20 protein-coding genes are annotated in these 26,271 nt (G+C 48.7%); 16 read left to right on the top strand and 4 right to left on the bottom strand.

Annotated elements, in window-relative coordinates; translation table 11 throughout:
* Positions 1-9 precede the first annotated feature (9 nt).
* The 7 genes from atpA to mreB all read left to right on the top strand — a co-directional run bounded on the left by atpA (position 10) and on the right by mreB (position 7,610).
* On the top strand, positions 10-1,518 hold the full coding sequence (gene atpA / locus P401_RS0112435; protein ID WP_023469496.1) for a F0F1 ATP synthase subunit alpha: 1,509 nt from the start codon (positions 10-12) through the stop codon (positions 1,516-1,518).
* 42 nt (positions 1,519-1,560) lie between these two features.
* Positions 1,561-2,412 (top strand): ATP synthase F1 subunit gamma, encoded by an 852-nt coding sequence (gene atpG, locus P401_RS0112430; RefSeq protein ID WP_029342739.1) that lies wholly within the window; start codon positions 1,561-1,563, stop codon positions 2,410-2,412.
* A gap of 36 nt (positions 2,413-2,448) precedes the next feature.
* On the top strand, positions 2,449-3,867 hold the full coding sequence (gene atpD, locus P401_RS0112425; RefSeq protein ID WP_029342738.1) for a F0F1 ATP synthase subunit beta: 1,419 nt from the start codon (positions 2,449-2,451) through the stop codon (positions 3,865-3,867).
* 26 nt (positions 3,868-3,893) lie between these two features.
* Positions 3,894-4,307 (top strand): F0F1 ATP synthase subunit epsilon, encoded by a 414-nt coding sequence (locus P401_RS0112420; protein WP_029342737.1) that lies wholly within the window; start codon positions 3,894-3,896, stop codon positions 4,305-4,307.
* A 348-nt stretch (positions 4,308-4,655) separates the two neighbouring features.
* Entirely contained in the window at positions 4,656-4,856 is a 201-nt protein-coding gene (locus P401_RS0112415; RefSeq protein WP_230088486.1) for a DUF1146 domain-containing protein, read from the top strand.
* 251 nt (positions 4,857-5,107) lie between these two features.
* The gene (gene murA / locus P401_RS0112410) at positions 5,108-6,412 is read left to right on the top strand and encodes a UDP-N-acetylglucosamine 1-carboxyvinyltransferase (RefSeq protein ID WP_029342735.1); all 1,305 of its coding nucleotides are present in this window, start codon (positions 5,108-5,110) and stop codon (positions 6,410-6,412) included.
* 217 nt (positions 6,413-6,629) lie between these two features.
* Positions 6,630-7,610 (top strand): rod shape-determining protein MreB, encoded by a 981-nt coding sequence (gene mreB, locus P401_RS0112405; protein ID WP_029342734.1) that lies wholly within the window; start codon positions 6,630-6,632, stop codon positions 7,608-7,610.
* A gap of 268 nt (positions 7,611-7,878) precedes the next feature.
* Here the strand turns inward: mreB and P401_RS0112395 are convergent, their stop codons facing one another.
* Positions 7,879-8,748, bottom strand: coding sequence for a hypothetical protein (locus tag P401_RS0112395; protein WP_029342733.1), 870 nt, complete (start codon positions 8,746-8,748; stop codon positions 7,879-7,881).
* A gap of 180 nt (positions 8,749-8,928) precedes the next feature.
* On the opposite strand from P401_RS0112395, the gene P401_RS0112390 reads away from it, so the two are divergent.
* Entirely contained in the window at positions 8,929-10,128 is a 1,200-nt protein-coding gene (locus P401_RS0112390; protein WP_029342732.1) for a multidrug efflux MFS transporter, read from the top strand.
* A gap of 44 nt (positions 10,129-10,172) precedes the next feature.
* On the opposite strand, the gene P401_RS18105 is transcribed toward P401_RS0112390, so the two are convergent.
* Entirely contained in the window at positions 10,173-12,947 is a 2,775-nt protein-coding gene (locus P401_RS18105) for a sensor domain-containing protein (protein ID WP_160171464.1), read from the bottom strand.
* Between the two features lie 310 nt (positions 12,948-13,257).
* Between P401_RS18105 and P401_RS0112380 the strand changes: the two genes are divergently transcribed.
* Positions 13,258-14,046 carry a flagellar hook-basal body protein gene (locus P401_RS0112380; protein ID WP_029342730.1) on the top strand — a complete coding sequence of 263 codons (789 nt, stop codon included), beginning with the start codon at positions 13,258-13,260 and terminating at the stop codon, positions 14,044-14,046.
* Positions 14,047-14,058: 12 nt separating this feature from the next.
* Positions 14,059-14,841 (top strand): flagellar hook-basal body protein, encoded by a 783-nt coding sequence (locus tag P401_RS0112375; protein ID WP_029342729.1) that lies wholly within the window; start codon positions 14,059-14,061, stop codon positions 14,839-14,841.
* Between the two features lie 52 nt (positions 14,842-14,893).
* Here P401_RS0112375 and P401_RS0112370 read toward each other — a convergent pair whose 3' ends face one another.
* The gene (locus P401_RS0112370) at positions 14,894-15,742 is read right to left on the bottom strand and encodes an NAD(P)-dependent oxidoreductase (protein WP_029342728.1); all 849 of its coding nucleotides are present in this window, start codon (positions 15,740-15,742) and stop codon (positions 14,894-14,896) included.
* A 99-nt stretch (positions 15,743-15,841) separates the two neighbouring features.
* Positions 15,842-18,382 (bottom strand): HAMP domain-containing sensor histidine kinase, encoded by a 2,541-nt coding sequence (locus tag P401_RS0112365; RefSeq protein ID WP_029342727.1) that lies wholly within the window; start codon positions 18,380-18,382, stop codon positions 15,842-15,844.
* Positions 18,383-18,632: 250 nt separating this feature from the next.
* Here P401_RS0112365 and P401_RS0112360 point away from each other — a divergent pair, with 250 nt between their 5' ends.
* From P401_RS0112360 to P401_RS0112335, 6 genes are all read left to right on the top strand, one after another.
* Positions 18,633-19,790, top strand: a complete 1,158-nt coding sequence (locus P401_RS0112360) for an AI-2E family transporter (protein ID WP_029342726.1) — start codon at positions 18,633-18,635, stop codon at positions 19,788-19,790.
* Between the two features lie 67 nt (positions 19,791-19,857).
* The gene (locus P401_RS0112355) at positions 19,858-20,181 is read left to right on the top strand and encodes a winged helix-turn-helix transcriptional regulator (protein WP_029342725.1); all 324 of its coding nucleotides are present in this window, start codon (positions 19,858-19,860) and stop codon (positions 20,179-20,181) included.
* A 317-nt stretch (positions 20,182-20,498) separates the two neighbouring features.
* Entirely contained in the window at positions 20,499-22,886 is a 2,388-nt protein-coding gene (locus P401_RS18725; protein WP_201770439.1) for an adhesive domain-containing protein, read from the top strand.
* A 79-nt stretch (positions 22,887-22,965) separates the two neighbouring features.
* Positions 22,966-24,594: a hypothetical protein gene (locus tag P401_RS0112345; RefSeq protein WP_051656309.1), complete on the top strand. Its 1,629-nt coding sequence runs from the start codon at positions 22,966-22,968 to the stop codon at positions 24,592-24,594.
* Entirely contained in the window at positions 24,591-25,208 is a 618-nt protein-coding gene (locus P401_RS18100; protein WP_029342722.1) for a class D sortase, read from the top strand. The genes P401_RS0112345 and P401_RS18100 overlap by 4 nt, the downstream gene beginning before the upstream one ends.
* Positions 25,205-26,266, top strand: a complete 1,062-nt coding sequence (locus P401_RS0112335; RefSeq protein ID WP_029342721.1) for a YheC/YheD family protein — start codon at positions 25,205-25,207, stop codon at positions 26,264-26,266. Before P401_RS18100 ends, P401_RS0112335 begins: the two co-directional genes overlap by 4 nt.
* Positions 26,267-26,271 lie beyond the last annotated feature (5 nt).

Genomic DNA, 26,271 nt, shown 5'->3' with positions numbered 1-26,271 from the left:
GTGAAACGCATGAGCATTAGAGCTGAAGAAATCAGCGCCCTGCTTAAAGCGCGTATCGCGCAGTACGGTTCTACGATGGAAGTGAACGAGACAGGTACGGTCATCCAAATCGGTGATGGTATCGCTCGTGCACACGGACTCGACAACGTCATGTCGGGAGAGCTCGTAGAATTCGCTAACGGCACAATGGGCTTGGCGCAAAACTTAGAAGAAGGCAACGTCGGTATCATCATCCTCGGTGACTACCTTGAAATCAAAGAAGGCGACTCTGTTCGCCGTACGGGCCGCATCATGGAAGTACCAACTGGAGACGCACTCCTCGGACGTGTCGTTAACCCACTCGGTATGCCAATCGATGGTCTTGGTCCAATCGAAACAGAACACTACAACCCGATCGAGCGTAAGGCGTCTGGCGTCATGGCGCGTAAATCGGTACACGAACCACTTCAGACGGGAATCAAGGCGATCGATGCCCTCGTTCCAATCGGTCGTGGACAGCGTGAGTTGATCATCGGTGACCGTCAGACGGGTAAAACGTCGATCGCAATCGATACGATCATCAACCAAAAAGAAGAAAACATGATCTGTATCTACGTCGCAATCGGACAAAAAGAATCAACAGTCCGTGGCGTCGTCGAGACGCTCCGTAAAAACGGTGCTCTCGATTACACGATCGTCGTTTCGGCAGCGGCTTCACAGCCAGCTCCACTTCTTTACCTCGCACCATTCGCAGGTGTCGCGATGGGTGAACACTTCATGGACCAAGGCAAACACGTTCTTGTCATCTATGATGATCTTTCAAAACAAGCAGCTGCTTACCGTGAGCTTTCACTTCTCTTGAAACGCCCACCAGGCCGCGAAGCTTACCCAGGGGATGTCTTCTACCTCCACTCACGCCTTCTTGAGCGTGCGGCGAAGTTGAACGACGAGCTTGGCGCAGGTAGCTTGACTGCCCTTCCGTTCATCGAAACACAAGCGTCGGATATCTCAGCTTACATCCCGACGAACGTTATCTCGATCACGGATGGTCAAATCTTCCTTCAATCGGATCTCTTCTTCTCAGGTGTCCGTCCCGCGATCAACCCGGGTCTCTCGGTATCGCGTGTAGGTGGTTCGGCTCAAGTAAAAGCGATGAAGAAGGTAGCGGGTACGCTCCGTCTTGACCTCGCATCTTACCGTGAGCTTGAAGCATTCGCTCAGTTCGGATCTGACCTTGATAAAGCGACTCAATCGAAGCTTAACCGTGGTGAGCGGACAGTTGAAGTCTTGAAACAAGACTTGAACCAACCACTTACTGTCGATAAGCAAGTCATCATCATCTATGCCTTGACTCGTGGTCACCTTGATGATGTTGCTGTAACGGATATTCGTCGTTTTGAAAAGGAACTCAACCTCTGGCTCGATCAAAACCGCAAACAACTTTGCGATGAGATCCGTAAGACAGGTAACCTTCCAGCAGACGAAGAGATCGTAGCAGCAATCTCAGAATTTAAGAAAACGTTCCAAGCGACGGTCTAATCCGGCGGAACGCTCTTGATACTAACAAGGTGGTGAATCGAAATGGCATCGTTGCGCGAGATACAAACGCGGATCAACTCGACGAAAAGTACGAAACAGATCACGAAAGCGATGAACATGGTTTCGGCGTCGAAACTGAACCGCGCTCAAGCACATAGCGCGAAGTTCCAACCTTACATGCTGAAAATGCAAGAGGTACTCGGAACCATTGCGAATGGCACGACAGGTGCGAGCCATCCGATGCTCGAGAAACGTCCCGTCCAAAAGACGGGCTACATCGTCATCACATCGGATCGCGGCTTAGCTGGTGCATATAACGCCAACGTGCTGCGTGAAGTCTACCGGGAAATCAAAGAAAAGCATACTGCGGACAGTTACGTTCTCTTCGTGGTCGGTAAAGTCGGTGTCCAGTTCTTCCGTTCACGCGGAATTACGGTCACGGATGCGATCACAGGCTTGAACGATTCTCCTTCGTATGTCGACGTCGCTGAAATCGTGAAGCGCACAGTGAGTGCGTTCACGCTCGGCGAAATCGACGAGCTCAAGCTGTGCTACAACCACTTCTTATCTGTCATCAGCCAAGAAGTGAAAGTCGAAACGCTTCTCCCACTCGGAGAAATCGAAGCTTCGTCTTCGACGACTTATGAGTACGAGCCAAGCGAGGAACAAATCCTTGCTGAACTCCTCCCGCGTTATGCGGAGAGCTTGATCTTCGGTGCGCTTCTTGACGCGAAAGTAGCAGAACATGCGTCACGTATGACAGCAATGCAAAGTGCGACAGATAACGCAGATGACTTGATCGGTCGATTGACTCTCGTCTACAACCGAGCTCGACAAGCTGCAATCACGCAAGAAATCACAGAGATCGTCAGTGGGGCTGCTGCGCAGCAGTAATCCCGACTGGCGTAACGATAGGTAGGAGGAAACACGATGAACGAACTCGGTTTAAAAGGCCGCGTCGTCGCGGTCATGGGACCTGTCATCGACGTTAAGTTCGAAGGACACTTACCGAACATCTACAACGCGCTCCGTATCCAATATACGCCGCAAACTGTAGAAGAAGTGGCTATCGACTTGACGCTTGAGGTCGCCCTGCACCTTGGTGACGACGTCGTCCGTACCATTGCGATGGACTCAACGGATGGAGTACGCCGTGGAATTGAAGTAATCGATACGAATGCTCCAATCTCGGTACCCGTCGGAGAAGCGACACTTGGTCGCGTCTTCAACGTACTCGGTAACCCAATTGATGAAAAAGAAATCGCTGCTGACGTGGAACGTCTTCCGATCCACAAAAAAGCACCGACTTTCGATAACCTTTCAACGAAAGTTGAAATCCTCGAGACTGGAATTAAAGTCGTCGACTTGCTCGCTCCTTACATCAAGGGTGGTAAGATCGGTCTCTTCGGTGGTGCCGGTGTAGGTAAGACCGTCCTCATCCAGGAATTGATCAACAACATCGCGCAAGAGCACAGCGGTATCTCGGTATTCGCAGGTGTTGGTGAGCGGACGCGTGAAGGAAACGACTTGTTCCACGAGATGACGGATTCAGGCGTTATCAAACAAACAGCGATGGTCTTCGGTCAGATGAACGAACCACCGGGTGCACGTCTTCGTGTTGCCTTGACTGGTTTGACAATGGCAGAATACTTCCGTGATGAGCAAGGACAAGACGTTCTTCTCTTCGTTGATAACATCTTCCGTTATACACAAGCAGGTTCTGAGGTATCGGCCCTTCTCGGTCGTATGCCATCTGCCGTTGGTTACCAGCCAACACTCGCAACAGAGATGGGTATGCTTCAAGAGCGAATCACATCAACAAACAAAGGTTCGGTTACATCGATCCAAGCGGTTTATGTACCAGCCGATGACTATACTGACCCGGCTCCTGCGACGACGTTTGCTCACTTAGATGCAACGACGAACCTTGAGCGCCGTCTCTCTGAGATGGGGATCTATCCTGCCGTGGATCCACTTGCTTCGACATCACGCGCCCTTTCACCGGAAATCGTCGGCGAAGAGCACTACGGTGTTGCACGTCAAGTTCAGGAAACACTTCAGCGTTATAAAGAACTTCAAGATATCATCGCGATCCTCGGTATGGACGAGTTGTCAGAAGACGACAAATTGACTGTACACCGTGCGCGTCGTATCCAGTTCTTCTTGTCGCAGAACTTCCACGTAGCTGAGCAGTTCACAGGACAAAAAGGATCGTACGTCCCAGTTAAGGACACGATCCGCGGCTTCAAAGAAATCCTCGAAGGTAAACACGATGACTTAACGGAAGAAGCATTCCGTCTCGTCGGTCCGATCGAAGATGCGATTGAAAAAGCGAAGGCGCTTGTCTAAGTGACAAAGCATAAGGGGGACTTGAGATGAACACACTTCATGTCAATATCGTCACCCCGGATGGCGAAGTGTATGATGGCGATGTCCGTATGGTCGTTGCGAAGACGATTTCTGGTGAAATCGGGGTTCTCCCGCACCACGTCCCACTCGTAACACCACTCGACATCAGCATCTTGAAGTTGCGCCACGAAGATGGCGGACGCACGTTGATCGCTATCAGCGGTGGCTTTATGGAAGTGCGCCAGGATACTGTAACGGTTCTTGCGGAAACTGCGGAGCAAGCAGACAAGGTCGACTACGACCGGGCTGCAGCTGCGAAGGTTCGTGCAGAACGTCGTCTCCAGGACACGAAATTATCAGAACTCGAATTCAAGCGTGCTGAACTTTCACTGAAACGAGCAGTTAACCGTCTCAGCTTGAAAGACTACGGTCGCGATTGATTTGATGAAACCCCGGTTCCGTTCGCGGAACCGGGGTTTTTTTGTATGAAACGTCAATGATTTTTCGTATGGCAACCGTTTTCGCAACACGATGAAGGATACAGGTTTAAAATACTGAAAAAATGTAAAAGTACAATATATGCCTCGTCTTCACGAATTCTTCAACCTTTTTTCAGTAGAAGACCAAATTTATCTTCAATAAATATATTTTATACGCTAAAATTAATTCAGCGTGTTCTTTTTTGTTTGCGCAATCATTCATTTTATGAAATCATAGTAGAGTTGAAGAAACTATGAAGAAGAGGTGCAACGAAAGTGACATCTATTGGTGTGAGTGCGTTAGTTAGTATGCTGGTCTACATTGTGGCGATTTTACTCGCCTGGTGGTCCTTGTTACCAGTCAAATGGGAGAAAATCCTGCAACATCCTAAAGGACCGCATGCGGTAGCCTTGCGAACGATTCTAGCAATTGCACTTGGATCCATCGTAGCGCGCTTTTTACTGGATTATGCCGGCTTTGCACAACGTCTTCAGTTTTTAATCGGGTGAACTTGTAACTGCATTGTAAACCCTGAAATGGTAATTTGTTTTAACATGGAACAGGACACTGCTCTTTCAATGAAGGAACACAGTCATTTAGCAATCATCTAACATTACAATCGAAACGTCGTATTGGCTTTGGAGTAAGAGATCAACTATAGGGAAGTTTCTTTTCTAACATTCGTTGAATTCCAACTATGATCCTCACCAATCACGAATTGAACATACTAGAACAGAAACGAAGCAGAGGAGTAGGGAGAATGGAAAAAATCGTTGTCCGTGGCGGACGTAAATTAGCTGGAACAGTCAAAGTAGAAGGTGCAAAGAACGCGGTCTTAAAAACACTTGTCGCGACATTGCTTGCATCGGAGGGACAATCGGTTCTTCAAAACGTACCACGTCTAGCAGACGTCTATACAATCAATAACGTCTTACGCAACTTGAACGCAGAAGTCGAGTTCGATGCAGAAGCAAACACGGTGACGGTCAATGCTGAGCCGGACCTCAAAGATGAGGCACCACTTGAGTACGTTCGTAAAATGCGGGCTTCGATTCTCGTCATGGGTCCATTACTCGCACGCCTCGGTCGCGCACGTGTTGCAATGCCAGGTGGTTGTGCGATCGGTTCACGTCCAATCGACCTTCACTTGAAAGGATTCGAAGCAATGGGCGCAAAAACGATCATCGGAAACGGATTTGTTGAGGCACAAGTCGACGGTCGTCTCCAAGGTGCAAAAATCTATCTTGACTTCCCATCAGTCGGTGCGACAGAGAACATTATGATGGCTGCGACACTCGCAGAAGGAACGACAGTCATCGAGAACGTCGCAAAAGAACCAGAAATCGTTGACCTTGCTAACTTCTTGAACGCAATGGGCGCAAAAGTCCGCGGTGCAGGTACAGAAACGATCCGCATCGAAGGCGTCGAGAAATTACACGGTGCAACACACTACGTCATTCCTGACCGGATCGAAGCAGGTACGTTCATGATCGCAGCAGCGATCACTGAAGGTGATGTCGAAGTCATCGGCGCTGAGCGCGAACACCTTCGTCCACTCATCTCGAAGATGGAAGAGATGGGCGTTAAGATCACGGATACGGAAGAAGGTCTCCGTGTCGTCGGTCCAGCAAAACTTGAAGCAGTTGACGTCAAGACGATGCCACACCCTGGTTTCCCGACAGACGTTCAAGCACAAATGATGGCACTCGTCCTCAAAGCAGGCGGCACATCGGTCATCACGGAAACAGTCTTCGAGAACCGTTTCATGCACGTTGAAGAATTCCGTCGTATGAACGCTGACATCAAGATTGAAGGTCGTTCATCGATCATCAACGGTGGCGTACAGTTGCAAGGCGCAGAAGTTCTTTCAACGGACCTTCGTTCAGGGGCAGCACTCGTCACAGCAGGGTTGATCGCTGAAGGCGAAACACGCGTTGGTGCACTTCACCACATCGACCGTGGATACGTCGACTTCCACTTGAAGTTACAAGCACTTGGTGCAGACGTAGAACGTGTGACTGAAGAAGTAGCAGTCGTTGAAGAAACAGCTGCAACAAAACTTTAAGCACTTATATAAGAGCATCATCCCATTTTCGGGAGATGCTCTTTTTTGTCGTCTTTTGAAAAGGACGACAATGAAATCCGAAAAGCCGAAAAAGAAAGTCGTTTCACGAGGGGGCATATGCTAGAATTGAAAGGTATGTATACATAAATGGGTTAGACGTCCAAACGACGTTCTATATTTTGGAAGAATAGCCAGTGGGTAAAGGAGAGCACACGAGATGTTTTCAAGAGATATCGGAATCGACTTAGGGACGGCGAACGTCGTCATTCATGTCAAAGGTAGAGGCATCGTCCTCGATGAGCCATCGGTCGTCGCGATCGATAAGGCAACAGGTAAGATTCATGCGGTAGGTACGGAAGCACACTTGATGGTAGGGCGGACGCCGGGGAACATCGTGGCCATTCGACCACTTCAAGACGGTGTCATTGCTGATTTTGAAATGACGGAAGCAATGCTTCGCCATTTCATCGATAAGATTGAAGTCCGTAAGATGTTCGGTGGAGTCCGGATGTTGATCTGTACACCAGCAAGCATCACGACGGTTGAGGCGAAGGCAATTCGTCAAGCCGGTGAAAAATCAGGCGCAAAGACAGTCTTTCTCGAAGTCGAGCCGAAGGTCGCAGCAGTCGGTGCCGGTATGGACATTTGGATGCCAGCAGGGCACATGGTCATTGATATCGGTGGCGGAACGACGGATGTTGCCGTACTTTCAATGGGGGATATCGTATGCGGGGAGACGATCAAAGTCGCAGGAGATCGTTTCGACCACGACATCATCCGTTCGATCAAGGATACACATAAGCTCATCATCGGAGAACGGACGGCACAAGCCGTCAAGACGACGGTTGCTACTGTTTCAGAAGACGGACGGAGCGAGCAGATGGATATTCGCGGACGCAATCTCGTGACGGGTTTACCACACAACATCACGGTGACATCAGAAGAGATGCACGATGCGCTTGCGGAAGCAGCGATGGAGATCGTCGAAGCAACGAAACGTGTGCTCGAGAAGACACCACCGGAGCTTGCAGCGGACATCATCGATCGTGGTATCATCCTAACGGGTGGGGGCGCGTTGCTGGACGGAATCGATCAACTGCTTGCAAAAGAACTTGGTCTACCGGTTCTGATCGCAGAAGATCCGATGTTATGTGTCGCACGCGGTACAGGAATCATGCTCGATAACCTCGGAAAGTAAGAACATCGAGATGAATTAAAAGATGGTTCTTCTCAGTAATGGGAAGGACCACTTTTCATTTTTGGACGATGTTGAAGAAAAGAAAGACTTGCTCCATTTGACCCGCTTTCCTCAGGCGAGACACAAGCCAGTCTTCACTGTTCGTATAACAGTGAACCCGGGTCTTGTTTGTCTCTGACAGCGCAAAAATTTGCGCTTTTTCCTGGAGGAGTCGGATCAATGATAGCAAGTCTTTTTTCCTGTGCCTTCGTTTCAAATCTTTATGTTCTCACTGCGTACTACGCATGAACGCTTGGTAGGATTCAAAATCATGATAGACGATCGCACTTGGCGGCAGCGAACTGGCCATCGTCTGATTGACGAGCTGATTCAACTGCGTTCGTGTCTTACCGTAAAACGTGATATCCGGCGTCTCTGGGAGTTCGGTGAACTCGATCGCATACGATAAAGTATGATTGTTGCTTGCGGCATGGAGTGCATCGGTCATCGTGATGGCGCCAAGTCCGTTACCACCACCATAGACGGTCCGGTAACTCATCAACGTGACTTCGTCAGCAAGATCCATTGCCCATTCGCTGAGAGGGCGACTGTTCGCATCCTGTACGGTATGGAACCAGAACGGGAGGAACAGTTGCAGTGGTAATCCTTCAGCAGACGCTTTCTCGCGGAAGGCGAGTAAGATGCGTTCATAGGAGGCGATGACACGTGGCTGGTCCGTCTCCCACTCAGGTAAGGCATACGGTTCGAGATCGACGCTGATGCCATCCGGATGACTGATCGTTTCCTGTTGATAGGTCGAGATCCAGGCGAGTGGATCCTCGACGTTCGGTCGAGCTGTCGTTCCTTCGTTTGTGATCCAGCGTGGCTGTCCGAATAAAAAATAGACTTCGATTCCGACAGCATGCGCTTTTTCAACGAATGTTCGGTAGAGAGTACGGTCACCCTCGACAGCGACATGCAGATAGACACGTTTCATCTGTCTGTTTGCCAGCTGATTGATCTTCGTTGAAATGGATTTGGCCTCTGGGATGGACCAGATGACCGTGTGACGAGTGACGGAAACGGCAGCTGAACTCTTGAGTGGTAGTCCGAATTGAAGCAACGATAGACAGACTACGCCAATCAAAAAGCGTTTCATTTCAATTTCACTCCTTCGTGTGGATTACCTTACTATCGGTCGTAGTACACTAGTTTATATGCATCAAAGGTCCCGTTCTACACTTTGACAGTTCAAATCCTAGACATTTCACAATGTGAAGTGTATATTAAAAGTTGTTGCATTGAAACGAATTGTCAATTAAAAGGAAGTGATGCCACAATGCCATTGTGGAAAAGAAATTTAGTCGTCGTCTGGTTCGGTAGTTTTTTGACCGCCGCCGCCCTCAGTCTCGTATTACCGTTTTTGCCTTTATTCATTGAAGAACTCGGTGTCGACAGCCGACAAGATATTACGACCTGGTCCGGTATCGCCTTTGGTGCAACCTTCCTCGTCGCTGCGATCGTCTCACCAATCTGGGGACGTCTCGCCGATCGAAAAGGACGGAAGCTGATGTTGCTCCGAGCAAGTCTTGGTATGTCGATCGTCATGTTCTTGATTAGTTTTGTTCAAGACGTCTATCAACTCGTCTTCTTACGTCTTGTCATGGGAGCCGTATCCGGATTCATCTCAGCCGGGATTACACTCGTTGCTTCCCAAACCCCAAAAGAGAAAAGTGGCTGGGCGCTCGGCACCCTGTCGACCGGTGGGATTGCCGGTGGATTGCTAGGACCTCTCATTGGAGGATTCCTCGCCGACGTTGTTGGGCTTCGACCCGTTTTTCTCTTTACGAGCGTTCCGCTCTTCATTACCTTCCTCGTGACCTACTTCTTAGTCAAAGAAGAATTCGTCCCAATGGAAGTCAAAAAAATGGCGTCCGCGAAGGAAATCATCCAATCGCTTCGTCATCCGGAACTTATCTTAAGTCTGTTCTTGACGACGTTCCTGATTCAGTTCGCGGCACAATCGATTAGTCCGATCCTGTCGCTGTACGTTCGGGAACTCAGTCCTGGTACAGAACGTCTGGCACTATTATCCGGGATTGTCGCTTCGGCACCTGGTATCGCGGCCTTAATCGCAGCGCAACGACTCGGTCGTCTGTCAGATAAGATTGGTGCAGAACGCGTCTTATTCTTTGCGTTACTCGTCTTTGCGGCCTTCTTGATTCCGCAAGCATTCGTTACGGATACAAGTCAATTGATCGTCTTACGGATGGGAATTGGTTTTGCGACAGCAGCACTGATGCCGTCGGTACAGACATTGCTCCGGAAGAATACGCCAGCGAATGCGTCAAGTCGTATCTTCGGATATAACCAGTCTGCACAGTTCATGGGGAACTTCCTCGGACCACTGGCAGGTGGACAAATTGCTGGTCACTTCGGTTTTGAAGCGTTGTTCCTCTTCACCGGCTTGATCGTCATCACGAATGCCGTGCTTGAGCGGACGCAGACTGCTGTCTTGAACAAAAATCCGAATAACTAAGGAAAGCTTCCATTCCCGTTTGATTAAGGGGATGGAAGCTTTTTTCATACAGTCGATTGTTTGAAGAAGTCATCGACGCGGGAATGATGGGAATGATTTAACTGTTCTTGGACGATGAGAGACAAGGCGCGAACTTGGAAGTCAGCGACGTAGTAGAAGAGACCGTTATCGAGTTCTGAAATCGACGTCGGTTCAATAAAGATATCAGGATGTGTCAGGTGATGCAGTTGCAGAGAGAGCTCCAGTTTATGCTTTACCGGTAGACGAATCGAGGAATAGAAAGAGATCGTCCGATTCGTACAACGATTGATTAAGATCGGAGACGATCCGACTTGGATTGGCTGTCCGTTCAGCTTCGAAATCGTCACCTTCGCATGAAGGCTTAAAATCGGCTCCTTCGGTGGAGCGGTGCCCGTATCTTTTGGATAAAGGGTGCCGTTTGCAAGCAACTGCTTGAACGTCTCGATATCGACCGGTTTACTGAAAAGATAGCCTTGAATCATGTCGCATTCTAAATCGCGATACAGATTCAACTGTTGCATGTTCTCGATGCCTTCCGCGACGACGGTCAAACCGAATTCCTTTGCCATATAGATGACACTTTTAATGACAGAGAGGCTCTTTGGATCATGTTCGGCATGAATCGCAAACGATCGATCAATCTTCAAACAATGCACCGGATAACGCTGGACATAGGAAATCGAAGAGTAAGCCGTTCCGAAATCATCGAGTGAGAGTTTGACACCGAGATCAACGAGACGATCGAGTGTCTCAAGGACTTGTCCGCCTTCGAGTAGAACATCTGATTCAAGGAGTTCGATTTCTAAGAGGTGACTGGGCACACCGTGTTTCTTTAAGTGTCGTTCGACGATATTCGCGAAATCGCCGTAAAACAATCGTTTAGGCGATAAGTTGATCGAGAGCGGAACGACATGTTCCGGTTGTTCATCGAGCAGATCACGAATCAATCGACAGGCTTGATCGAGTACCCAGTCCCCGATGTGGATATAGAGGTCACTCTCTTCCGAAAGCGACAGGAAGTCCTTTGGCGCAAGTCGTCCCCATTCCGGGTGATCCCATCGAATCAATGCTTCCGCACCGACAATACGTCCGCTCCAACTATCGACTTTCGGTTGATACTCAAGGAACAGCTGGTTCTGACTGATGACATGTCGCAAATCGCGTTCGAGTTGATAACGGCGATACATCGTGATGTCGAGTTTCGATGAATAGAACTGGAAGTTACTTTTAGAAATCGACTTCGCACGTCGGAGTGCTGTATAGGTCTGTTTAATCAGTTCTTCCGCTGTATGATCATGATGGACGGAGTAGGTGATGCCGATGAAGACCTTCGAAAACAATTCGTAGGATAAGACGTCGAACCGGTGATGCGTCAGCTCGAGCAGTTGGTTGGCAAGACCGATCGCCCGTGTCTCGTCGATCTTTCCTTTTAGAATAATGAGGAATTTATCCCCAAACAGATGACCGATGAATACCTCTTTTTTGATAAGCTTTTTCACGGCGTTGCTCGTCTGTCGAATCCACTCTTCCCCGATTTCGTGACCGAATCGCTCAGCGAGACGGCTGTGTTGATTAAACGTGACCGTTAATAAAGTGAAGGGGGAACGATGCTTCAATAATTCCCGAACCTGTTCTAACGTAAAGGCATGATTGGGTAAATCGGTGATTGGGTCATGCATCGAGAGGTGCCAAATCTCATGCTGTTGTTCCTTTAGACGCGTGATGTCGGTCGAGACACCATAGTGACCGAGAACTTCACCATGTGCATCGATGATCGGGATACACGTCTCTTCGACCCAGAATTGGCGATCGGGATAGTTTAGACGGTAAACGAGTCGAACGACTTCACCTTGGCGAATTTTTGGATACGCGTCTTTCATGATGACGAGGTCTTCTGCTGAGACGAGTTTCGTCCACAGTTGATGATCTTGTTCGATCCGCCGAAGGTAATCAGTGTATGGTTCGAGAAAACCGGCAGCATGGAAGGTCACGGAATCATCACTATAACGGTGTTCGTACGCCGTCGTATGCAGTGACGTGAAAAACTTCTTGAGGGATGCGATCGCCAGATCCCGTTCTTGTTCAAGTTGGATGAGAGGTGTCGCATCCTTGAGGATGAAGAGAATCGAACTGGGAATCGTATCCGTCTGAACGACACCTTCACAGTGGACGATCTTTTGGAAACGACTTCTACGTCCCATTCGTAATTGCATCGCGAAGGTCGGAATTTGGCCTTTATGAAGTGCAAGACTTTGTTCGCGAAAAATCGTTCGATCTTCTGGGTGGATTTCTTCAAGAAAGTCGTAGGCATCCATCTTCACTAAATGTTTTTTGGAGAGTTGTAATAGTGTGGCGAGAGAAGGGGACGTGGCGACTTCTTTTGACGTCGGGAAGTATTCAACGAAACTGACGCCCTCGATCGAGTTCGTCAATCGGTCTTTCATCAAGAGACGCTGATAATCGGTTCGGAGTTCTTGGTGGTGTGACACATCACGGGCAATCCCGTAGAGACCGATGATGACGCGTTGATCGTAAATCGGGATGTTCGTGACGTTCAAGGTCAGCCAATGACCATCTTTATGTCGAACCGTCGTCGTGAAATGGACGGTTTCACCAGCATAGACCCGCTTCTTGAATTGGTTGACCGTCTCGACTTCATTCGCTTTCAAAAATGTCTCGAAATGAAGCTTTTGAAGACTATCCCGATCGTATCCAAGCAGGAGCGGAAATTTATTGTTGAAGGAAATGAAGTGACCCTTCGTATCCATCGTATAGACGGCATCCGGATGATTTTCCAAAAAATAAGTGACGTCGGACAGTGTGTATAAATCCAAAGACCCAGGCACAGTTCGTTCAGTGGCACGTTTTTTAAAGAAGCTCATAGGTTTCACCTCGAGGATCATGTTTTTGTTGTTTATATCATAACAATATTTGTCAATTTTTAATATGTAATCTATTAAAAAAAAGGCGAACGTGATTCTAATAGGTCTTTTGATTCATCTCTTCCGAACATTACCTTTTTGTTCAAAAAAACTCATAATTCACGTCAAGTCGACCGATATACTGAGAGGAAAGAATTGAACATGAAGTCAATGAGGAGATGAACGCATGCTACGAGGAATGTACACGGCGTCGAATGCGATGCAGGCATTACAACGCCAACAGGAAATGCTCAGCAATAACTTGGCGAATGCGCGGACGCCGGGCTTCCGCGCTGATCAGGCGTCACTCCGGACGTTTCCGGAGATGCTGATCCAGCAGACAGCAAACAATGAACTGACAGGTGTGCGGGGAGTCGCGACGGTCGGAAAGCTCGCGACCGGTGTCTTCATACAGGCAGCGACCCCGAACTTCACGCAAGGTTCGATCACGGAGACGGGGAATGCGACAGATCTACAAATCAGTTCGCTTGAAGGGGCACCGCTCTTTACGATCCGTCACCAGGATCCGCTGACAGGAGACGAAGAGACCCTTTATACGACGAACGGACAGTTCGCCGTCGGACAAGACGGGCTACTACGGACGACAGAGAATGATCTCGTCCTCGATACGAACGGACAACCACTCAACGTCGTCAATGAAGACTTCCTCGTTGACGCGAACGGTGCTGTTACAGATGGGAACGGTCAAGCAATCGGAAACTTGGGTCTTGTCGTAACGGATCAACCGGAGACGCTCGAGCGAACAGGAAACGGCTTGTTCCGTTCCGCTGATCCGTTGAATGCAGGAAACGTCCGAGTCGATCAAGGTGTACTCGAACTCGGAAACGTTGAAGTGGAACAGACGATGGCAGAGATGAATGCCGGTCTGCGCCAGTTCGAAGCCAATCAAAAAGTCATTCAAGCGTACGACCGGACAGCGGAGAAGGCTGTTTCCGAAATCGGACGCGTTCGCTAATAGGAGGATACGATGCAATCAATCTATACATCCGCAAGTACGATGGGACAGTTGCAAAAGCAGCTCGATACGACCGGTCAAAACTTAGCTAACGTCGATACGAACGGCTATAAACGTCGGGATGCTCAGTTTAATGAACTGCTCGTCCGTAACATCAACAACCAAGCGACAGGTTTTACACCAGGTCCGTTGACGACACCAGAAGGACTTCGACTCGGTGTCGGAGGCTACGTCGCAAACGAAGCGACACGCTTTGGCGTCGGAACGTTCCGGACGACAGACCGAAAACTCGATGCTGCACTTGGGAATCCACATCATTTCTTCGGTGTCGTCGATACGGATGGCGTGACGAAGTTCACGCGAGACGGGAACTTTCAGTTGTCGCCACAAGCGAACGGACAAGTCCTGCTGACGGATGATGCCGGACGCTCCGTCATCAACCAGGCGAATGATCCAATCGTTTTGCCAGCGAACGCGACGGAGATTGAACTGAACAAGGATGGCAATATCACGGGAATCCTAAACGGAGATCGACGTGTCCTCGCTCGAGTAGGTGTCGCGGACATTCCAAACTACGGTGAGTTGACGGAAGTCGGTGGTGGTTTGTTTACAGCAACCGGACAATACCAGAATGCAGCGGGCAATCCATTGACGGTCGGCCGACTTGAGACATCAAACGTCGATATGGCGCTTGAGATGACGAACTTGACGCAGCTCCAGCGGGCGTATCAGTTCAACTCGAAAGCCTTGATGACGAGTGATCAGATGATGGGAATCGTTACGTCTCTTAAATAATTGCAAATCAAAAGGGTGGTGCTTCTCAAATCGAGAGGCATCACCCTTTTCGTTATTTTTCCTGTAAGGCAAGATAAATTGCTGCCATATCAGCATCACCATAATCAGGTTTCGCTTCAGTGTAGCTAGCGTTCGTCGCTTGGGCAAGGAGGAGCTCAAGCCGTTGGCGTGTGGCTTCTGCCGTGATAAGCCCGAGATCTTTCGCCATCAGCCGGAGTGGGAAGGCGGAAGGGAAGTCATTCTTCCGGTACATGTCGCGTTTGCCGGTGAAGAGCGGCGTATTCATGCCGGAAGCACTGATCATCTTAATCAACTTCTCTTTTTCAAGTCCTGCACCTTCTCCAAGGAGTAATGTCTCCGCAACCCCTTGACCGACGACAGCAAGCAACAAATTAATGGCGAGTTTCGCCGCACTTCCCGTACCGTGCGCTCCAAAATGAATCGTTTCCTTGCCGAGTAAGTCGAGATACGGCTGACAAGTCGCGATGACTTTCACGTCACCACCAGCAAGCAGGACGAGCTGACCATTTTCTGCGACTGGAACAGAACCTGATACAGGAGATTCGAGATACGTACCGTTATGCTCTTCGACGAGACGAGCCATCTCCTTCGTTTCTTCTGGTGAGATTGTGCTCAAATTGACGATTGTCTTACCATCGAGATCCTCTTTCACATTTTCGAGAACGGACGCAACAGCCGGTCCGTCAGCTAACATGATGAAAAGAATGTCGCTCTGACGGACCGCATCTCGTGCCTCTTTGACAGCCGTTGCGCCTTTCTCTACTAAAGGAGCTGTTTTTTCATACGTCCGGTTGTAGACGACCAAGTCATGACCACCGTCGAGTAGACGTTTTGCCATCGGTACACCCATATGTCCTAAACCAATCCATCCAAGTTGCATGTTGATTCCTCCTTAAAATAATGCGCTTTTGACTATACCCCGCGTCTTATCCGATCTAACGACAAAAAAGACCATCCACTGATGTGAACGGTCGAATGATTAATCTTCATACGTAAGGATCGTCGAGATAACAGCGATCGGGAAACGAATCGTAAAGGTCGATCCGACACCAACGACGGATTCGACATCAATCGTCCCGTTATGGTGTTTGACGATTTCCTTACAGATCGACAGACCAAGACCGGTTCCGCCGATTTTTCGTGTCTCGGAGTTATCGACACGATAGAACTTATCGAATAGTTTCGGAAGGGCCTCTTGCGGAATGCCGATGCCTTCATCCTGGATCCGGATCTGGGCGAAACCGAGTTCGTTTGAAATTCGTATCAAGACTGTACCCCCACTTGGCGAGTACTTGACGGCATTACTGAGCAGATTGTTCAGCAATTGCTTCATCTTTTCCGCATCACCGTCAATCATGATCGGTCCCCGTGCCTCAAAGTCAATCTTATGCGTTTCATGCGAGACATCATAAAACTCGATCAAGTCCTGGGCCAGTTCGACGACATCGAATGTCGACATCTCATAGCGGTGCTCACTCGACTCCATCCGCTGGACGTCGAGGAAATCATTGACGAGCGTCGTCAGGCGACCAGTCTCCGAGTGAATCGTCTGGAGATACTTCCGTTGCCGTTCTTCCTCGAACCGTTTGTTGAGCATCAGTTCCGTGAAGCCATAGATGGAAGAGAGCGGTGTCCGCAATTCATGGGAGACGGTTGAGACGAACTCTTCCTTCATCCGCTCGGCTTCCGTTTCCTTCGTCACGTCGCGCAGGACGAGCATCGTACCGACCCACATGCCGTCGACTTCAATCTTCTCGGCGTAAATCTGAATATACGTGCTGTGCTTTCGGATCGAGACGATTAAGCTGTCTTTCGGTAAATTCAGTTCAACGATTTGTTCGATATAGCGCTCGAACGCTGCCGGTTCATCAATGATATCCGCTAATGCTTGCATCGCTTGCTCAAAAGCAGAGCGTTCTTCGTCTTCGAACTGAGTCGGTACTTCCGGGAATAACGTCATGAGGGGTTCGTTGACGAGCAACTCATCCGTCTCATGTTCGATATAGACGACAGCTTCGCGAATCGAGTTCAACAGTTGCGTCGTCTTGTTCTTCTCGCGGATCATTTCCTCATAAATGCCCATCCGTAAGAGCGAGAGGGACAATTGATGCGAGAACGACAGGATGTCATTCATTTGTTCCGTCGTGAAAGCATCACGGTAGCGGACGAGATAGATACAGGCAATCATGTGCTCTTTCGTCGGATCAAGCACCGGCACTGCGACTTCATACATATAGTATGGATACGGGAGCGGACTCTCGTGCGCGACCTGTTTCGATGAATGGACGGGACGCTTCAAAAGACGTGCCCGGTGCAAGAGCGATTGATCGTCAGAGACAAGACGGCCGACCATCTCTTCTGTCATTCCGTAATCGATCGTCGAGCGAACTTCTTGTTGATCAAGGAACAATAGGGCACCGATTTCAGAATGCGTGATCGAGACAAGCTTTTCAATGATTTCTGGATATGCCGTCAATGTCTCGCGGGAGGCGAGTGTCTCTGTCAATTCATTGCGATACTTCAGATGTTGTTCGCTACGAAGCGTGATATCGAGTGCTTCTTCGAGTTCTTCCTGCTGTGCTTGCAGTTCTTCTTGCTGGGCGACGAGTTCTTCCTGTTGCGCTTGGAGCTCCTCGTTCTTCGCCAGCATATGGACCTTGTTATCTGCAATCGACGCTGCCATCTGATTGAACGATGCCGTCAACGTATGCAGCTCATCCTTGCGTTTAGGCAACGGAATTGCTTGAATATCTTCCCCCGTCGCAAGGAGTGCACTATCGCGAGACAGTGTATTGACCTGTTTCGTGACGCGGCTGATGAACGGACGAACGAGCGAGAAGAGGACGAGAATCAAGACGACGAGATTCGACAGCCAGATGAACTGGGCAACACGCATTTCGCCAAGAAGATTATTCTTTGCATCGACTTCCTTGCCTTGAATCAACGTTAGATAATCCGAAAGTAACGTATCAATCCGTGTCATGTCGACATCAGCATCTGATAAGCTGACCGATCCACGTAACGTACCATTTTCGGTGAACAGGTCTTTCCCGTTGGAGAGAGCAGCGAGCGTATTCGGATCAACGAAGTCTTCATTGATTTTCCCGTCTTTTTTTCCTTCAACGTATTCATTCAGGAGTGGAAGCGATGTTCCGAAGTAATCGTCATAGATTTGACGCGTCGCTGTCGCATATTCTTTTCCTTGCTCATATACCGCATACTTTTCAAACCATGTCGTCAAGCGGTTGATTTCCTGTTGATTTGTCTTGATGGCATCAAGTGTTTCTTGTGAGCCAGTCAATAAGTAGGATTTGACGTTACTTTGCGCGACAGTCCACTCGTTCGCGAGTGCATTGGCGTTCGTTCGCCGTTCCCGCAAATCATCGAACGTCGCATTCGCTTGATCGATTTTCTGCTCCGTATAGAAGTAAACAATTCCGGACGTGATGCTGAGGGCGACGAACACCATATAAAAAGCGAACATCAATTGGCGACCGATTGTGTGATTGATCCATTTCACTAGGATTTCCTCCGTATTCTATTTTACATGTATAAAAAAGGTTGCTTAAATATCGAATATACTCATCTTACGCAGAAACGGACACACCATCAAATTTGAATCTGCAAAAATCACTGAAACAAATATATCATATATTTCTTATCTACATAACGAACTATACATTTTTTAAGAATAAGGATTAAGAAGTATCATTTTAAGGAAAACTAAAGAGGATATTGAACTTTATTCTTTTACGTAGGGAAGTGGTTAGATGCAAAAAATGTTTGAAAACAAGTGGTACCGATTCGCCTGGTGGGTTATGACATTACTGATCATCGTCTGGATTGGTGATCATGTGACGTTCCTGTTCCGACCAGTCGCGATTCTGCTTCAGATGGTCGTACCACCCCTCGCGATCGCTGGGATTCTCTATTATGTCCTGCTACCAATCGTCGAGTTGCTTGAGAAAAAGATGAAGCGGCGCCCGGCTGTTTTGATCGTCCTCGTTGGTTTGATCGGTATTTTAACGACACTCGGATTCATCTTTGGTCCGATGTTATCGGAGCAGATCACACAGTTCGTCAATTCGATTCCGACGCTTGCGACACAGTTCCAGCGGCAATTGGTCGATGTTCGGGAACAACTGGAGAACAGTGCCTTCTTTTCACGATTCATGACGGGTCAAGACAACTTATTCAATAAGTTCTCTGGGAACATCTCGGAGTATGCGTCGACGTTCCTAAAGAACATCGGTACAGGTGTCGGTGGGTTCGTCAGTGTTCTGACGACGACGGTCGTGACGATCGTCATCATTCCGATCATGTTGATCTACATGTTGCTTGATGGTGATAAGCTTAAAGGTAATCTCGTTAAACTGATGCCGTATGAGTATCATAAGGAAACGAAAAAAATCCTTGGTGATGTCCACTTGACGATCATGAGCTATATCCGAGGACAAGTCATCGTCAGTATCGGTGTCGGAATTATCGCCTATATCGGATATCTGATCATCGGGATCGATTATGCGTTGTTGCTCGCCTTGTTTGCGACATTGACGAACATCATTCCGTTCCTTGGTCCGGTTCTCGGTGTCATTCCGGCGTTGATCGTCGGGTTCATCCAGGATCCGATTCTTGCGATCTATGCGATCATCGTCATGACGGTCGCGCAACAGATCGATTCGCACATCATGTCACCACTTGTGCAAGGGAAAACACTTGATGTCCATCCATTGACAATTATCATCGTCTTGCTCGTCGCAGGGAACATCGCTGGATTTTTCGGCGTCTTGCTGGGTGTTCCGTTCTACGCTGTCATGAAGGTAGTCATCTTGAACATCCGTCGCCTGTATCATCTCCGGTCGCAAAAGAAGATGGTCATCACGGAGGAAGAGAAGACGTTCGATACGATCATCACCGATCGCGATTGAGTTTTGAAATTCACGTAAAAGTGCGTCATACTGAAGAGGTAGTTAAGAAAAAGGGGGCAGGAATCAGATGGATTCACGTCATACCGAAGAACAAGCCGATTTACTGGCGTTGCAAAAATTTCAACACAACTTCGAGAACAGTCTGAAGTCGAGCATCATTTATCTCTTGCGTGATGGTGCGTTGACGATCGGGGAACTCGAGCAACGGATCGATCAATCGCACGGTCAAATCCTCGAACAATTACAGGAGCTGATCGAAGATGGACTCGTCATCCAGCAGATGTCTGAGAAAGTGCACGGACTTGCCTATTATTTGACGGCACCGGCTGAAGATCTCGTCCGACAGTTCAAGGAATCGATCCGTTGGAGTAAGCAACACATTCGATACTAAAAAGCAGGTTTCTAGACCTACGAGCAGACGCTCGTAGGTCTTTTTGCGTTTTTTAAAACTATGGTCATATAAAATTGAAATAAGCCGTTTTTACACAAAATGGATAGAACTAGCATGAAATAAAATTACAATATATATTAACGCGTAATTATTCATAATATATATTATTTATATTTTTATAGTAAATTAATATCTAAAATACTGGTTAATAATAACTATTTAAACATTGTTTTTGTAAAAAATTGTATATTTTCATGGGAATTGCATGCATAATAATAGGTGTACGATTATTTTTTCCGTAGAAAAGGAGTGTTGAAATGAAGAAAAAAGCACCTGATTTTCGAAAGAAGATGAATCGACACCATAGAAACCACACACGAAGACTAGTGAAACTGCTGGCAGCGTCCTCTCTCGCCCTCTCTCCGATCTCATTCACTTATACAAAAACCGAAGCAGCTGAGAATTCTGAAAAGAAGTTTCAGACGCAACAAAGCCAATTCGCGAATTCGGTGCGAAACTCACTCGTCCAAGGACCGAATCGAGTCAGTTTAGCTGAAGTTCAACTACTGACGGATGTCGCGGTCAATGCAAATCTGACGGAACAACCGGATAACTATGATTTAGCCCTTAATTTAACCGGTGTCGGATTAGCCGATGCGGAAGTATTGAACCCAGACCGGGTGGCTGTCTTCAACATTCCAGATTTAGCGGGAAAAATGCAGGCGAACGGTAATGCGTCGGTCAGTGTTGAATTATTACCCATCACACTTGAAGATTTACCGACGCTTAAAGGACAGCTAGATCCGTTGACGGGAACAGTAGCAGATACTGTGACTGACCTATTAGCGGGTATCGATCGATTACAACGTACTCCAGTCGTAGGTAGTTTGTTGAGAGTGGAGGGGCTCACAGAATTAACGGATGCTCTGGATAATCTACAGAATTTAGATACCGCCCTTTCGGATCTTTTGGATTACGAAGGTTCTGCTCCAGTCACGATTAATCCGGATGGTTCAATCGTCATCGATTTTAGTGATGGTTTAGGACAGCATCTTGATACGGTAACGAAACAAGTTGTCCAAGACGCCTTAACCGATTTAGTCAATGCCATCACGAATTTAAAACTATCCGGAATAGCAGGAAACTTAATTGATCCTGTTTTAAACCCAGTCAAAAATTTACTGCCAGGTGTGAACAGTCTTTTAACGGCAGTAACGAACGATACAGTGAACTTGTCGAATGAACTCGCAGGTGTACAAGTACTTGGACCAACTTCTGTTAATGCCGATGTCATCGTTGATAAACCGGCTGGAGTTGCTCAAGACGAAGTTGTTGTTACAGGGTCTGTCGTCAATACGTCTGCAATTGATGCACAACTGCTGGCCGATTTAGATGGTCAAGATACGATCGTCTTTGATGAAGAGGCAGATGGAGACGCTGATGCTGACGCTGATGCCGACGCCGACGCCGATGCCGACGCTGACGCCGATGCGGATGCCGACGCTGACGCAGATGCTGACGCCGACGCAGATGCCGACGCCGACGCAGATGCTGATGCTGACGCAGATGCTGATGCCGACGCTGATGCCGACGCAGATGCGGATGCCGACGCTGATGCCGACGCAGACGCAGACGCTGATGCCGACGCAGATGCTGATGCGGATGCCGACGCTGACGCAGATGCCGATGCTGACGCAGATGCTGATGCCGACGCTGACGCCGATGCTGACGCTGATGCGGATGCTGACGCCGATGCCGACGCTGACGCCGATGCGGATGCCGACGCTGACGCAGATGCTGACGCCGACGCTGATGCGGATGCCGATGCGGATGCTGATGCTGACGCCGATGCTGACGCTGATGCCGATGCTGACGCTGATGCGGATGCTGATGCGGATGCCGATGCTGACGCTGACGCTGACGCAGATGCAGATGCTGACGCCGATGCAGATGCTGACGCTGACGCCGATGCGGACGCCGATGCGGATGCTGATGCTGACGCTGATGCCGATGCTGACGCTGATGCCGATGCTGACGCTGATGCTGATGCTGATGCTGACGCTGATGCCGATGCTGATGCTGATGCTGACGCTGACGCTGACGCTGATGCGGATGCCGATGCTGACGCTGACGCTGACGCTGATGCTGATGCTGACGCCGATGCTGATGCTGACGCTGACGCCGATGCTGACGCAGATGCCGATGCAGATGCAGATGCTGACGCCGATGCGGATCAAGATAATGATGGTGACAATGATAATAACAATGGTGGAGACAAGGATAACGACAATGATGGGAAAGAGGATCCAGACAACGTCTCGAATCCGAACGATGATAACGACAATGACAATGTCATCATCCCGATTCCTGTCGTCACGCCACCAACGACTCCACCAGGAAATGGTCCGGTTGTCACACCAACTCCTGGAACGAGCCCTGTCTCAGGTCCGAACGTCAAGCCAGCTCCTTCGACTGGCGCTGTAAATGGACCAAGCGTCAAGCCGACATTGCCAGTAAACACAGTCAGTGCACCAATCAATAAATCACCACTCGTTTCAAAACCGATCACTCAACCAGTCAAACGAATCGTCGGTGGTACGTTACCGAATACTTCGGAAAATCTGTTCTTGATCACCCTCATGGGAATGCTTGCGACAGCTGCCGGATTGTTCACGAAACTGTTCCGTCGCCGTCCACAAGAGTAAGTCATGCTGTAGTTAATCGTAGTGGGGCCATCTGTGCCTCACTGCGATTCATCCTTTTAGAATAGGAGTGAAGCTGAACATGGACCTGCTCAACCGATTCACCACTGCCATGGATGTACTGGAACAACACATGAAGACTGATGATATCTACTACTGGAATCGTCAGATGATGTTATTCGTCTCACTCGGACAAGCATCGGAGCGAGCCCGTGTCGTTCGATTCCAAGGTAAAGGGCTACAATCCGTAAAAGATCAAGCACGCAATTGGCTCCGCCAACAACCAGAAGTAGCGTGGTTGAAGCTCGACATCGCCCGAAACTTTGAGGCACTCTCGTTTGAGACCTTAAACGAGCGAGTGAAAGACACACGGAAAAATTACTTCCGGTACGGAATCGCGTTTGATCGGAAGATGCAATGTGCCTATCTAGAAGAAGAATTGAATGGTAATGCCGTTTTGACACAAGATCCGACGCATCCAGAACTACACATCAATCTAACGAACTTGAGCAATTATGCGCACCAACAAGGGCGGACGGAGCGGATGAACTTTCATCCGACAAGTCCATGCCTCCTCTTTGATACGCTAGGTGTTTTCGCAGACGAAACACCGCATGTACTTGAAGTCATACGTGATGTTGAAAAAATCCGTGAGACGACAAGTCAACTTCCTTCTGAAATCAAGACAATCGTCGCCCAGTCGAGTGAGTATCTTGCTCGCCAAGTCCGGGCGAATGGTCGCTTCCAATATGGTTACTTCCCATGCTTTGATAAACCGATTAAGTTCTATAACAGCTTACGTCATGCAAGTACACTCTATTCAATGATTGAAGCCTATCGACTGACACCAAGCGAACGATTACGCCAAGCAATCGATCGAGCAAAACGCTATTTGATCGAGGAATTGATCGTACATGAAGGGGAGCGTTCCTTCGTGCTTGATCGCGAATCAAACGAAATCAAACTCGGCGCGAATGCTGCAGCGATCTTAGCATTGACGGAATACATGCAGACATTTCAGACGATGGATGATCTACGACTCAGTCAACGACTCGCAACAGGCATTCTTTCACTGCAACAACCGTCGGGACAATATCTGCATGTGCTCGAGTATCCGTCGTTTGCGTTAAAGGAAGCCTTCCGGATCATCTATTACGAAGGGGAAGCGACATACGCCTTGATGCGGTTGTACGCACTCGATCCCGATTCCCGTTGGCTCGATAGTGTCGTCCAATCATTTGATCATTTCATCGCTAAATCGTACTGGAAATTCCACGATCATTGGTTGAGCTATAGTGCGAACGAGTTAACGAAATGGTTGCCGGAAGAGCGTTATTTCCAGTTCGGTCTCAAGAACGTCTCCCCGAAACTCGACTTCATTCATCACCGGGAAACGACGTACCCGACGTTCCTTGAACTGATGCTTGCGGCACGCGAGATGATCGACCGGATCGAAGCGCTTGGACGAGTCGACTTATTAGCAGACTTTCCACTCGACTGGCTCGACCAGACGATTGAACGACGGATGATCTATCAGCGAAACGGTTTCTTTTATCCGGAAGTCGCGATGTATATGAAGAAACCCGGTCGGATTCTCGGAAGTTTTTACATCCGGCACCACTCGATGCGGGTTCGGATCGATGACGTCGAGCATAATTTATCTGGTTATTGCCGGGCATGGACACGAATGTTGAAGGAGGTGCCGTCATGATGCGACGCCTATCGACAGGATTACTGGTGATCGGACTTTTGTTGCTCGGTTACGTCGGCTATCAGAAACTGACGGTTCAGCAGACCTTGACGACGGAACTAGCGAAAGCAAAAGATGTCGTCCAGGCAGAAGGAACGTCATCGACCACAGCAAAATCAGAAACAACGAGTAAACGGTCGAAGGAGAAGACAGAGGATGTCCTCTTTCAAACGGGCGAGACGGTCGGATATTTAAGAGTGCCGTCACTTGAGATGGAGTTACCGGTGCTTGAAGGCGTTGATGATGCGACACTTGCTAAAGGAGTCGGCCATCATCCGGAGACAGCATTTCCTGGTCAAGGCGACCGGATTTTCCTCGCGGGACATAACGATACGACGTTCTCGAAGATCAGTAAGCTGAAGAAGGGCGACGAGGTCGTCCTCTATCTCGCGAACGGTTCCTATCGCTACGTCATGCAATCGAGCGAAATCGTCGATTACAAAGATACGCGGGTTCTTGAGTCAACGAAGCAGGAGTCACTCGTCGTTTCGACCTGTTATCCGTTTTATAACGTCACGGACAGTACGGAACGTTATTTGATCTATTTTGAACCCGTCGAGGAGGATGCGTCATGACACGAATCGGAATTTTACGCTTAAATGAGACGCCCCAGTTTCGCGATAAGATTGCCTGCGTCATCGGAGCCTCGATGGGTGTCGACATCTTCTTTTTCCGACCGCGCGATGTTGATTTCGAAAATCGGACGATCCGCGGACTCTTCTTCGACGAAGATGCGTGGCATCAAAGTATGTATGAGTTTCCGGATGTCATCTATAATCATTTGCCACTGAGTGATGCGGACAAAGAATTGTTCAAGCGACTCGCAACCGAGATTCCGTTTACGACGCACCGGATCGGTAATAAAAACGTCGTCCTACGTCAATTGGCACAAGAAGGCACGTTTCAGGATGTCTTGATTCCAATGCACCGGGTAAAGAAAGGAAAGACGATTTTGCCGCTGATTGAGAAATACGGAAAAGTCGTTTTCAAGCCGGCGAATGGTAAACAAGGGCAACGGATTTATACGATTGAACCAAAAGGCGACGAGTATCGATTCAGCCATCTATTGGAGTCAACCGTCTGTTCGACAGGGGAATTGATCACCCGCATCGAAGAAGAGACCAAACGGAATCCGATGATCGTCCAGCCGTTCATCGCCTCGCAAACGATTCATGGACACTCGTATTGTATGCGGATCCATGTCGCGAAGGGAGCGAACGGTCAATGGAAACTCGTCAAATATTTTCCGTTCGTCAGCAACAATCACCAAGAATCGGTCAGCCATCTCAGTCATGGAGCGTTTTCGACGACGCGGATGGACATATTTATGAAGCAGAACTATCCGGATCAACATGAAGCGATCTCGCGACGGATCGTTGACTTTGCGCGACGATTCCCCGTCTATTTCGAATCGTTTTATGATTACCCACTCGATGCGCTCGGGATCGATGTCGGGATTGGTGCGGATGGAAAAATCTATCTCTATGAGGTCAACAGTCTACCGGGAACGCGGTATGTCGAGTTTCAGGCAGAATATCTCGCAGTCCAGTATTGCCAGTACCTTGCGACACATGGACGTCCCGGTGTACATGGACTCGATCGGGGATGGATGAAGGAACGGATCGAGGCTTAGAAAAG

This window comes from Exiguobacterium acetylicum DSM 20416 (assembly GCF_000702605.1).
Classification (GTDB): Bacteria; Bacillota; Bacilli; order Exiguobacteriales; family Exiguobacteriaceae; genus Exiguobacterium_A; species Exiguobacterium_A acetylicum.
Note: the sequence above shows the minus strand (reverse complement) of the source record. Positions and strands in the feature narration are given on the sequence as shown.

Excerpts from the sequence above, each read along its gene's own strand:
- P401_RS0112355 (WP_029342725.1), top strand. The coding sequence starts at position 19,858 with ATGGATTCACGTCATACCGAAGAACAAGCCGATTTACTGGCGTTGCAA.
- P401_RS0112390 (WP_029342732.1), top strand. The coding sequence starts at position 8,929 with ATGCCATTGTGGAAAAGAAATTTAGTCGTCGTCTGGTTCGGTAGTTTT.
- P401_RS0112395 (WP_029342733.1), bottom strand. The coding sequence starts at position 8,748 with ATGAAACGCTTTTTGATTGGCGTAGTCTGTCTATCGTTGCTTCAATTC.
- P401_RS0112420 (WP_029342737.1), top strand. The coding sequence starts at position 3,894 with ATGAACACACTTCATGTCAATATCGTCACCCCGGATGGCGAAGTGTAT.
- P401_RS0112345 (WP_051656309.1), top strand. The coding sequence starts at position 22,966 with ATGGACCTGCTCAACCGATTCACCACTGCCATGGATGTACTGGAACAA.
- P401_RS18725 (WP_201770439.1), top strand. The coding sequence starts at position 20,499 with ATGAAGAAAAAAGCACCTGATTTTCGAAAGAAGATGAATCGACACCAT.
- P401_RS0112370 (WP_029342728.1), bottom strand. The coding sequence starts at position 15,742 with ATGCAACTTGGATGGATTGGTTTAGGACATATGGGTGTACCGATGGCA.
- P401_RS0112375 (WP_029342729.1), top strand. The coding sequence starts at position 14,059 with ATGCAATCAATCTATACATCCGCAAGTACGATGGGACAGTTGCAAAAG.
- atpG (WP_029342739.1), top strand. The coding sequence starts at position 1,561 with ATGGCATCGTTGCGCGAGATACAAACGCGGATCAACTCGACGAAAAGT.
- murA (WP_029342735.1), top strand. The coding sequence starts at position 5,108 with ATGGAAAAAATCGTTGTCCGTGGCGGACGTAAATTAGCTGGAACAGTC.
- P401_RS0112360 (WP_029342726.1), top strand. The coding sequence starts at position 18,633 with ATGCAAAAAATGTTTGAAAACAAGTGGTACCGATTCGCCTGGTGGGTT.
- P401_RS0112335 (WP_029342721.1), top strand. The coding sequence starts at position 25,205 with ATGACACGAATCGGAATTTTACGCTTAAATGAGACGCCCCAGTTTCGC.
- P401_RS0112380 (WP_029342730.1), top strand. The coding sequence starts at position 13,258 with ATGCTACGAGGAATGTACACGGCGTCGAATGCGATGCAGGCATTACAA.
- P401_RS0112415 (WP_230088486.1), top strand. The coding sequence starts at position 4,656 with ATGCTGGTCTACATTGTGGCGATTTTACTCGCCTGGTGGTCCTTGTTA.
- atpA (WP_023469496.1), top strand. The coding sequence starts at position 10 with ATGAGCATTAGAGCTGAAGAAATCAGCGCCCTGCTTAAAGCGCGTATC.
- atpD (WP_029342738.1), top strand. The coding sequence starts at position 2,449 with ATGAACGAACTCGGTTTAAAAGGCCGCGTCGTCGCGGTCATGGGACCT.
- mreB (WP_029342734.1), top strand. The coding sequence starts at position 6,630 with ATGTTTTCAAGAGATATCGGAATCGACTTAGGGACGGCGAACGTCGTC.
- P401_RS18100 (WP_029342722.1), top strand. The coding sequence starts at position 24,591 with ATGATGCGACGCCTATCGACAGGATTACTGGTGATCGGACTTTTGTTG.